The sequence below is a fragment of the Nostoc sp. JL34 genome, from assembly GCF_017114945.1.
Taxonomy (GTDB): Bacteria; Cyanobacteriota; Cyanobacteriia; order Cyanobacteriales; family Nostocaceae; genus Nostoc.
This window is the reverse complement of record NZ_JABXKQ010000087.1, coordinates 70,864-80,184: the sequence shown is the minus strand read 5'-3', so window position 1 is coordinate 80,184 and position 9,321 is coordinate 70,864. Positions and strand designations below refer to the sequence as shown.

The following is a 9,321-nucleotide window of genomic DNA, read 5'->3' as shown; positions in this document are numbered from 1 at the left end:
TCAGTACCTCTGCCATAATCCCCCTGTCAATAGGGTTTGAGACGCGCTAACCCTGGGTAACAACCATCTTTGCCAATATTGGGGCCGAATAGAAACCTGGACGTACAGCTACCATCGCGCCAGCATTAATAGTAAGCGCTAAAACTGCTGTTGCTAAAGTCCAAGCCTCCATAACGTGGTGGTTGAAACCCATACCAATTAGAATCTGGCGGAATCCAAATCGTTCTGCTGTTTTAAAAATCTCAACAGTATACTCAAGACTAGGAGGACGTTCCCAAACGGGCAAACCCAAATAGAATCCATCACCAGATACCGGAGCGCACCAGTTAAATTCCAGTTTCTGTTTTGCAAACATTCATGCAAATTTTAGATTGCGATTCAATTATGCAGTATATTGCCATCAAATATAATAGCAAAAAGTACTGTTTATTCGGACTTCATATTACTTTTCAGATATATAGATTTTCAGTTGAATGCCTTCTTTCAAGCTGCTAAGGTAAGCTAGCAGAGCATAAATAAAAATCACAATTCCGACCATTTCCAAAAACTCTTCCACAAATATGCCAATGAACGTTATTAGGGTGCGTCGCCCAAAATCTACTCTCAAAAGTCCACCCACCATTTCCATCCCTAAGCCTCCACCCACATAAACAACTGCGGCAATCAGAAATAAATACCGAGTTTTGTGAGGGAGATTGAGCCAAAATTTTAGATATTTAAATGCAAAAACTCCCACTAAAATAGCACCAGGAATAACCCAGGTTTGGAAAAATACAGGACTGAGATGAAGCGATTGTCGCACTGACGGAATAATCAAAATCTCATGAAAACTAAATGCTTCATCCAAACTCAAATATACAAATATAAAATATAGAGTCTTCCAGTAAGCAAAATGGCGGTCTTGCGTCTTAATTACGCTAATTGTTTTAAGTAATCCCGAACAAAATAATAGAGAGAATGCAGAATACCAGGCAGGAATATTCAATTCTCCATCCAGGCTAAATAGTTCGTAAAACCATTTGCTAGCTGGGAAGGGAAACTCTAAGAGCCAGAAATAGCCACTGAGAGCGCCTGCTAAGGTGAGGCACATAACTGCGACAATTAAACGCCGAGTAATTGTTCTAGCACGGAGATGAATTGGTAACTCCACACTATAGCTTGATACTTCCTGCATACGAATATTGAGCTAATTTCCCCTATATATAACAATTATTAGGAAATTATCTCATATAGGCAAATGAGATGAGCTAATTATTACAGAACCCTGACTAAGGAAAACCCTAGATTTTTGAACGGAATTGACAATATACTACATTAAGTCTATGTCAATAGTGTACATTTATGACCAACACTAAAAAAGTTAGCAAAAAAATTGTCTACGTTTAATGCACAATTTTTTTGCTTGCGACGCTACTACGAAAATTGTTTGGGGAATTCGCCAACGGTATCCGTATCCCGGCTCAAACTAAAGTACTAGCTGAAACTGCTACTTTTGATCTCATTGACAAAAGTTTGTGAGGGAACTGACTTTTTTGGTTGATTGCTTTGTCCTGGTGTCACAGACTCGATTGCGAGATTGATGGTATTTTATTTTTGCACAAACTCTTTTATCCCAATCGCGATACAAGCTATGACACTCAATTTATATTTACTGCGACATGGAGAAACTACTTTTAGTCAAAGTGGTAATTTCTGCGGTGAAACTGATGCGGAGTTGACAACAGAGGGGATGCAGATGGCATCCGGTTTTGCTGATGTTTATCAAAGCTTGTTGTGGGAGGGTGTTTATGTTAGCCCGATGAAGCGCACAATTGCAACTGCCAAGCCATTTTGTGATGCTATCGGTATGGATATGCAGTTGCGTGACGGACTGAAAGAAGGTAGTTACGGCGAATGGGAAAGGAAGAGTAAATCGTTTGCCCAAGAGAATTACGCCCAAAACTATGTAAAGTGGTTGACAGAACCCGCTTGGAATGCACCCATTGGTGGAGAAACTGCGGTAGATATTGCTAACCGTTCTATGCCTGTAATTGCTGAAATTCAAGAAAAACATCTCCAAGGTAATGTTTTAGTAGTTTCCCATAAAGCCACGATTCGGATTATGCTTTGCAGTTTACTGGGAATTGATTTGGGACGCTATCGCTATCGGGTGAATATTTTGGTCGCGTCGGTAAGTATGGTTAAATTTGACGTTAATGGTCCCTTGTTAGAAATATTAGGCGATCGCTATCATATACCCGATCGTATTCGCTCTCGTCCGGGAACATAATGTTCCATGCCGCAGCAGATGAAGGTCTGATCTATGAGGAAATTAGTCAGAAAGCGCAAGAACTGGGTTTAAACTTAGAACAACCGCATCTCAAGCAATTCCTACTTGAGAAGTATATTGCCAAGCAAGCAGAAAAAAGTTAGTGATTTTGTGCAACAACCAAGCCTTAATCTTTTAAGAATAGTCTAGAGGTGTTTGTTACTCTTGTTGCTTGAGAAAATATTGCCTAGCAAAAATGACTAACTCAGCACTAAGTCGTTTGGGCGAACTCGCCAACCTGTTTTTTAAACTGGGCGTCATCGGCTTTGGGGGCCCGGTTGCCCATATCGCCATGATTGAAGATGAAGTGGTTAAGCGGCGTCAGTGGTTGACAAGGGAGCATTTTCTGGATTTGCTGGGTGCAACTAACCTAATTCCGGGGCCAAATTCCACGGAAATGGCTATCCATATAGGATACATCTATGCAGGATGGCTGGGGCTGATTGTGTCAGGCGTCTGTTTTGTCTTGCCTGCGGTTCTAATTACTGGTGGATTTGCTTGGGTTTATGTTGCTTACGGCACTCTACCCCAAGTTGCTCCCTTACTTTATGGCATTAAACCGGCTGTCTTAGCAATCATCATCAATGCCCTCTGGGGCTTGGCAAAAAAGGCTGTGAAAACTCGCCAGTTACTAGTGATTGCTTTGACTGTAGCATTACTGACATTCTTATTCAAATTGAATGAAGTAATTGCTCTATTAATTGGGGGGTTGCTAGGTATGTTTTGGTTACATTCTGGCGAAAAAAACGACAAACCAGGAGATAAAGTCAACTTTCTAATTGCTAGTCTCAGCACAGGGGCGACTTTGAAGGCATCAGCGGCTGTCGCTGCATCGGTAGCTACTGCATCTACAGCAACCAACGTTCCTTTATGGCAGTTGGGTTGGTTTTTTCTAAAAGTCGGTAGTGTCTTGTTTGGTGGTGGCTATCTTTTGGTGGCTTTTCTCCAAGGGGGATTAGTTGAAGAATACGGCTGGCTGACACAACAGCAGTTACTAGATGCGATCGCAATTGGTCAATTTACTCCTGGGCCAGTACTGTCTACTGCTACATTTATCGGTTATATCATTGCCGGTATCCCTGGCGCAATTGTTGCCACCATCGGAATTTTTCTACCTTCTTTTGTTTTCGTTGCTGCCCTGAATCCCCTAATCCCCCGCTTTCGAGCCTCTTCTTGGACTAGAGCATTTTTGGATGCTGTGAATGTTAGTGCTGTAGCCCTAATGGTTGTTACCACCTTGCAACTGGGGACAGCAACTTTAACATTACCACAAGCCCCATTTGTAGATTTTCTCGGCTTGGCGATCGCGATCGTCTCAGCCATTTTAGCTATTCACTTTCGCATCAATGCTGCATGGCTAGTCTTTGGTAGCGCTTTCATTGGATGGGGTGCTTCCCTGTTGGGCTACACTCAATGAAATCGCAAATATTCTAAATTACTAGCAGCTATTAGCTTGACTTTAAATATCTCTTATTTTAGGTGTATTTATTGAGGAAGGCAGGAGGCAGAAGACCCCCACAGAACTAGAGTTCAGTGGCTTCTTTCTCAGTGGGGGTTGAATCCTATAGTTGATTTTGCTCCTCCTGCCTCCTGCCTCTTTCAATTGGCTTAAACTTTGTATCCTCTCTCTGACTCTAATTTATAGAGATTTTTCTGATTTCAGCGACTTAAACATGTCAAAAAATAGATATATTAAATCTTGCTTTCAAACTATTTTCATGTGATAATCAATTTTAACTCCGGTAAATACGTAAAATTACCGGAGTTAACAACTGTAGTTAAAAAAATCAACTTTTTATCTGTTTAAAAGCTATAAATATACCAGTCTATAGCTTGAGAACTGCTATCTATAAAAAGTTTACTACAAAGCAAAGTAGCAAACATCGTTATTCACGTATGTGCATATTTTAGATTGAAGTTCTAAAGGTTGACGGATAAATTTTTCATGCCAATTTTTATCTTTATCTCTATTCCACCATATAAATTACTATCCTGAAAGTCAGAAATTAGTTTATGAAGTTGCAGCCATTTCGTCTTATTCCAGTTTGGAGCAGGTCTAAAGAGCGCAATTACTGCATTTTATCGTGCAGCCGTCATCCCAACGAAGGTTGACGTGAAACCATTATGGGATGGAAGCTTTACTAATGCGATTAATAAATGCAAATAGTTGAAAAAAGTTAACTTAAACTAAGGTGAATTATGTCAATTCAAGACACAGTATCTAATTGGGAACAACTGTTAGAAATTGCCCAAAAAAATACCCCGGCTCGACGAGTGCGTAGACCAGGGCAATCCCCTTCTACCGCTCCTATCCCTAGCAGTCTCCATAAACTGCCACCAGATACCGAACCGCCAGTATTGCTCTACCGCGATACCAATTCTTGGTGTCCATTTTGCGAACGGGTTTGGTTTGCTCTCGAAGAAAAAGAAATTCCCTTTGCAACAGAGTTTATCGACTTGAGCAACAAGCCTAAATGGTATACCGATTTAGTTCCCACAACCCTTGTCCCCGCAGCGAAAATTGAAGGACAGTTAGTCTATGAATCCAAAGACATTCTGTTAGCATTAGAAGAACGATTTGGGGCAACCTTGCTCCCTGAAGACCCAGAGGAAAACGCCGTTGCTAGGCAGTGGCTTGAGGATGCTGAAACCAATGGTGTGAGAGATATCGCCTACAAATTTCTCAGACAAGCCCCTGAAGATCCTAATGAATTAGCAAGCTTGCAGGCAGCTTTTGAAGCGAAATTAGACGAACTGGAGCAACTTCTGGGAAAGTATCCTGGCCCCTACTTTTTGTCAACATTTAGCGTGGTAGATATTACCTATAGTCCCCATTTAGACAGATTGGCGGCTAACTTACCCGTTTATCGAGGATATCACCTCAAGGGAAATCCCCGATATCCTCAGATCAACGCTTGGTTTGAAGCACTCAAACAACGTCCCGCCTATCACCGCGTCAAATCGGATGATACCACCAACAATTTACTCTTGCGTCGCCGATGGGGCGTGACCCCAATCAGTAATCCTTTAGCCCCTGACCCAGCTGCTAGCCAAGAAATTCAATTTCGGGCAGAAGCTGCTGAGAGATTGACTGATAACCGAGAAGTTGCTTTAGGAGACATCCTGAAAAACTCCGGGGTGCAAGCATTGGCGGTCAATGGCGACACGACAGCCGTTAAAGAGGCGGTTGACTTTCACCTCAGATTGCTGGCTGACTATCTGATTAATGGCAATGGCGCACCATTACCGTGGGGACGCGTGGGCGGCAAAGATAATGCCGATCCGATTGTGTCTGCGGTTGGAGCCATCACACTCGCCTATGTGAGAAATCGCATCTGTGCGCCACGGGATATGAGCGCTGGTGCAGCAACTGCATTCCGGGCAGCAGCAGATAAGGTGTTGGCATCTCTTTATTAGCGATCGCGCTAGTCACAGGTTAAGATCCGATGAAAGTATGGTGGTAGTCTGAACAATTTTAGCTACCACCTATTTTTGTCGGCATGGTGACCCTAAATACCTAATTTCCTATCTGTCATATCTGCCATCTCTACCATCTCTGTCGTTTCTGTCATATCTGTCGTTTCTGTCATATCTGTCATTTCTGTTGTTTCTGCGATCGCCAACTGAGAACTCAGCTCGGCAACCATTTTTCACCCAAATACGATTTCTCCTATAGCCCCAATTTCCTCTACAACTGGCGTCAGACAATTGCCTAACAAGCCTGACTCTGCCTCTAGTAGATATTGAACAAGTATTCCTCTGATTATTCTGGCTTGAACAAGTGATTATCTCCTGAGCTGAAGCGGGAGCTGCAACGCCCAAAAGTGTACCGATACTAACGCTGGCAACCATGAAGGTGGCAACAATTATGGGAAGACGCATTACCATATTAAATATTAGACTTCTTCAAAAAGTTCAAAACTAAAACTATAGTAATTGTAGCGAACTGCATTCAGAGCCGATTTTAAAATGAATTAAGAAACGTGGATTAAATAACTTGCAATCCTGAGTGTCGTTGGGGTTTAGTAAGTTGACGCTAATATTTCCAGCTATGTTAAGAAATTTAAATGTAGGGACGTTCTCGCCTAGAGTTCGGCATAATAAAACGCCACTTGCTTTAACGGATAACGTAGCGTTAGCGAGTCTTCTGCCTTCGCACAGCGTCTCTAAGAGTTTGGGGAGACGCCAAGAACGAGCGTCGCGAACCTGCTTCAGGTGGCTCCCCGACTGCCAATTTATATTTCTTTATATACATTGAATTTTTCTCGCCGACTTACTTCCTAGTATTATTTAATTTTGTCCCAATAATTGATTGCTCTTGATCCTTGATGAAAAATTTAGAACTATTAATTCTAATAACTTCATAATTTTCTGGCATAAACACAGAACCTAAAGTAGCTACTATATCTGCAAGAGAAATCTTAAAAGCTAGTGGTACCTTGAAATTAAAAAATGATTTTGGCATAGTTCTAACATTTAAATGCAATTTTTTTTGACTTACGTACCATACTCCAGTAAATTTATTACCTGTTATAAGTTCTTTAGGTTTAGAGAAAAGAAGTGTTTGAACCCTGGTTTGCTCATAAGTCATATCATCTCTAAATTCAATAGTAATTTTTTCCGAAGACGTATCAAAACGCCATTTTCCCAAAAGTAAAATTTCTATATCTATATCAGAATGCTTACTATTATTCATATTTATCCTCAAGGTTAGCTTTCGCTCTAAGATTAATAAATCCGCAATTAAGTTAGAGAAAAGTTTCGTTACAACTTTTCACACGAGAAAAGAATAAGTGCATTTGCCAAACTAACCAAGATTTTACCCGCCAAGCTCCCATTGAAAGATGTTCTGTAGATGATTTTGGGGATAATTCAAAGCTATCTTGGTCATAGTGTAACCATTTGGCTGGTAAGTGTCCCATTGGTGTCATAGGGGACAATTTAAAAGTTAGTTGCTCATAGTCTAACCAGTTTCCTTCTTTTCGCCAGCCTAAGCGATCGCCAAGTCTTTTTTCTGTTTCATAATCTACTTGACCACCCATTTGACTCCAAATAGTTTGCTGAATAGTGAAGCCGAAATAACCATAGCTATATTGTTCCCAAAGTTGATCAATGGTATAGAAATCTTGACAAGAAAAGTTATCAATATCTTCCTTATAAACTTCATTCCAATAACTTTTACTCATGACTTTTAACATTAATTTAGTGGTTTCAACGTCAGCTTCTTTCCATTTATGCTGTGCGAGGAGATCCCGCAATTGGGTATAATCAATGTTTTCATTATTGGGAAATTCCTTTATCAACGTAACATTGTTATTAGTCAGTTTCATCAATTCTGTTTCTTCAACAGCAGATAGAGGTGCTGTAGAGACAAAATTTACTTCTCCTATGTCTAGTACTTTTTTTTCATCACTCAGTTGCTTCGATATATAGTTAGATATTAAATCAATACCCTTATCTAAAAAGACGCCATTTTCGCCCAAATCAAAATTATGCATTTGCCAATCTAATAATTGAGATTGAATAAAAGCATCTTTTAATCTGGCTTTTTTCTCATAACTTGTCACCATGAAATCGAGAAAAGTTTCAGAAATTGCCTCGTTCTCTTCAAGATTAAATAAATTTGACTGATCCTTTAAAATATTGTCTCCGAGATTTTTAATATCTCCGACAGTGGCGTAAAAATATTCATCTACCTTTACGACTTCATCTATTAAAAATTGAAATGGACTAAAGTAATCTTGTAAAGAATTTTCAAACTTGATTGCCGTATGGGCAATTTTCGCTATTTCTTGACGAATCTTAAAAGCTTTTCTTTGGTATTCGTAAATTTCTTGATATACTTCTAAATCTTTAACTATTTGCTGAACAATTTCTTTTTGATTTTTGGTATCTTCTGCAAGACTTTTAATTCCTTCACCAAGCAATCTGATTTTTTCTAACATTAAAAAATAAGCATTGCTCAACAGTAAAACTGCTTTGAAGTTTTCTTGCTTTTCCCATGTTAGCTCATCAAGTATTTTTTGATGGTTATTATTTTTTAGCTCTAATTTTCTTCTTTCATCTTCTAAACTTTTTATTTCCAAATATTTTTGTTGGAATAAGTTTTTTAAATTGTCTGCAAGGTCTAACAAAAAAACATGATAACTATCCTTATAGTTTTCTAGGAAGTCAATAATATGACTGTAGTCTTTAATGAATAATTGGATCTCATCAAAAATTTCTCCCTGGCTAAGTTCTTCTTTTCGCTTAATTATTCCCCCAAGCTGATGATGATATCGAATACCTTCTTGAATTAATTTTTGACGTTCTCTAATTTTTTGTTGAACTTTTTTTGTAGCGTTATTTTTTAGGACGGGTAATTGATAGGTTCGTTCATAAATTGAAATAGCTTCGTAAGTAATTAGTTGTCTTTGCTGTTTAGTTAGCATAATTCTGATTATAAAAAATGTGAGCAGACACAACTACTCTATAATTTCTGTATTGCATAATTCCCATATCAACATCTTACCTCGTGCTTCTATCAGCCGCATTCCGATTTTTTCTAGCACCCGCTTGGAACCTATATTATCTGCATCACATCCAGCCGTAACTTTTTCCATACCTGGTTGACAAAGTGTCCAATCCACCATTGCTTTTGCAGCTTCAGATGCGTAGCCCTGTTGTTGATATGATGGCACTACCTGATAGCCAAGTTCTACTGAATCTGTGGGTGAACCTGTGACATCTGGAATAATTTTAATCATAACGTGACCAATGAGTGTGTTTTCTGCTTTATGAATGATTAAACTTCCCCATCCCCATTGACTTTGCAAGGCATATTTGCTCAGAATATCTGCAATTTCTGGCAAGTTTTGAATAAACTCTTCATCAGGCCAGTTGGGCAAAACTGTAACCGCCAGAAATCTTGCTAATTCAGAATTCCCAAGGATTGCTGCTTTTACTATTTCGAGAGTCAAGGGTACTAAATACAATCGTTTGGTAACAATATTTTCCATACTTATGTACTTTGA

General features: G+C 39.5%; 10 protein-coding genes and 1 pseudogene. 4 read left to right on the top strand and 7 right to left on the bottom strand.

The genetic code is table 11. The features are described 5' to 3' along the window. Nucleotides 1-46 precede the first annotated feature (46 nt). Together HWQ44_RS16570 and HWQ44_RS16565 are read right to left on the bottom strand one after the other, a co-directional pair. A complete protein-coding gene (locus HWQ44_RS16570; protein ID WP_292720505.1) occupies nt 47-355 on the bottom strand; it encodes an LLM class flavin-dependent oxidoreductase in 309 nt (102 codons plus the stop codon). Between the two features lie 87 nt (nt 356-442). Continuing rightward, the gene (locus HWQ44_RS16565; RefSeq protein WP_292720502.1) at nt 443-1,174 is read right to left on the bottom strand and encodes a hypothetical protein; all 732 of its coding nucleotides are present in this window, start codon (nt 1,172-1,174) and stop codon (nt 443-445) included. A gap of 456 nt (nt 1,175-1,630) precedes the next feature. On the opposite strand from HWQ44_RS16565, the gene HWQ44_RS16560 reads away from it, so the two are divergent. The 4 genes from HWQ44_RS16560 to HWQ44_RS16545 all read left to right on the top strand — a co-directional run bounded on the left by HWQ44_RS16560 (nt 1,631) and on the right by HWQ44_RS16545 (nt 5,725). After that, nucleotides 1,631-2,269 carry a histidine phosphatase family protein gene (locus HWQ44_RS16560; protein WP_292720499.1) on the top strand — a complete coding sequence of 213 codons (639 nt, stop codon included), beginning with the start codon at nt 1,631-1,633 and terminating at the stop codon, nt 2,267-2,269. Further along, a complete protein-coding gene (locus HWQ44_RS16555; RefSeq protein ID WP_292720497.1) occupies nt 2,269-2,412 on the top strand; it encodes a hypothetical protein in 144 nt (47 codons plus the stop codon). The genes HWQ44_RS16560 and HWQ44_RS16555 overlap by 1 nt, the downstream gene beginning before the upstream one ends. Nucleotides 2,413-2,504: 92 nt before the next feature. Next, nucleotides 2,505-3,725 (top strand): chromate efflux transporter, encoded by a 1,221-nt coding sequence (gene chrA, locus HWQ44_RS16550; protein WP_292720494.1) that lies wholly within the window; start codon nt 2,505-2,507, stop codon nt 3,723-3,725. Nucleotides 3,726-4,507: 782 nt separating this feature from the next. Beyond that, nucleotides 4,508-5,725 (top strand): glutathione S-transferase family protein, encoded by a 1,218-nt coding sequence (locus HWQ44_RS16545; protein WP_292720493.1) that lies wholly within the window; start codon nt 4,508-4,510, stop codon nt 5,723-5,725. Nucleotides 5,726-5,817: 92 nt separating this feature from the next. Here HWQ44_RS16545 and HWQ44_RS16540 read toward each other — a convergent pair whose 3' ends face one another. The 5 genes and pseudogenes from HWQ44_RS16540 to HWQ44_RS16525 all read right to left on the bottom strand — a co-directional run bounded on the left by HWQ44_RS16540 (nt 5,818) and on the right by HWQ44_RS16525 (nt 9,306). Beyond that, the gene (locus HWQ44_RS16540) at nt 5,818-5,955 is read right to left on the bottom strand and encodes a hypothetical protein (protein ID WP_292720491.1); all 138 of its coding nucleotides are present in this window, start codon (nt 5,953-5,955) and stop codon (nt 5,818-5,820) included. 25 nt (nt 5,956-5,980) lie between these two features. Next, nucleotides 5,981-6,160, bottom strand: a pseudogene (locus HWQ44_RS33595) (DUF3011 domain-containing protein); the annotation flags it as partial. A gap of 421 nt (nt 6,161-6,581) precedes the next feature. Then, a complete protein-coding gene (locus HWQ44_RS16535) occupies nt 6,582-7,004 on the bottom strand; it encodes a hypothetical protein (protein WP_292720489.1) in 423 nt (140 codons plus the stop codon). A gap of 52 nt (nt 7,005-7,056) precedes the next feature. Next, nucleotides 7,057-8,739, bottom strand: a complete 1,683-nt coding sequence (locus HWQ44_RS16530) for a GUN4 domain-containing protein (protein WP_292720487.1) — start codon at nt 8,737-8,739, stop codon at nt 7,057-7,059. Between the two features lie 33 nt (nt 8,740-8,772). Continuing rightward, complete coding sequence (locus HWQ44_RS16525) at nt 8,773-9,306, bottom strand: GNAT family N-acetyltransferase (RefSeq protein WP_292720485.1); 534 nt, start codon at nt 9,304-9,306, stop codon at nt 8,773-8,775. Nucleotides 9,307-9,321: the final 15 nt, after the last annotated feature.